This is a genomic window from Arhodomonas sp. KWT, assembly GCF_010993615.1.
This window is the reverse complement of record NZ_WNXE01001029.1, coordinates 1-585: the sequence shown is the minus strand read 5'-3', so window position 1 is coordinate 585 and position 585 is coordinate 1. Positions and strand designations below refer to the sequence as shown.

Genomic DNA, 585 nt, shown 5'->3' with positions numbered 1-585 from the left:
TTCATCTACATCCACGGCGGCCCGCCGGAGTCCCCGCTCGGGCAACCGGTCTCCCACGGCTGCATCCGCATGCACCCGGACGCGGTGGTGGAGCTGTTCGACCGCGTGCCCGCGGGCACGCCGGTGGTGATCGAGTAAGCCCATGTCGCTCGGACCGCTGATGATCGGCATCGAGGGACTCACGCTCACCGGCGAGGAGCGCCGCCGCCTGCGCGATCCCGCCGTGGGCGGTGTGATCCTGTTCCGTCGCAACTTCGCCGACGCCGACCAGCTCGCCGCGCTCACCGCCGATATCCGCTCGCTGCGCGCGCCGCCGCTGCTCGTCGCCACGGACCACGAGGGCGGGCGGGTGCAGCGTTTCACCGACGGCTTCACCCGGCTTCCGGCCCAGCGCGGCCTCGGCCGGCTATGGCAGCGCGAACCCGCGGAGGCGGAGGCCATCGCCGAGCAGCTTGGCTGGCTCGGCGCGGCAGAGCTGCTCGGCGCGGGCGTGGACCTCGGGTTGGGGCCGGTGGTCGACATCGACCACGGCCTGAGCACGGTGATCGGCGACCGCGCCCTGGCGGACACCCCCCGGGCCGTCAC

2 protein-coding genes are annotated in these 585 nt (G+C 73.7%); both read left to right on the top strand.

Translation table 11 applies throughout. The features are described 5' to 3' along the window. Positions 1-3 precede the first annotated feature (3 nt). Positions 4-138: a L,D-transpeptidase gene (locus G7A99_RS23960; protein ID WP_371807668.1), complete on the top strand. Its 135-nt coding sequence runs from the start codon at positions 4-6 to the stop codon at positions 136-138. A gap of 4 nt (positions 139-142) precedes the next feature. Continuing rightward, the coding region (locus G7A99_RS23955) for a glycoside hydrolase family 3 N-terminal domain-containing protein (RefSeq protein ID WP_305792369.1) at positions 143-585 on the top strand (443 nt) is incomplete at its 3' end.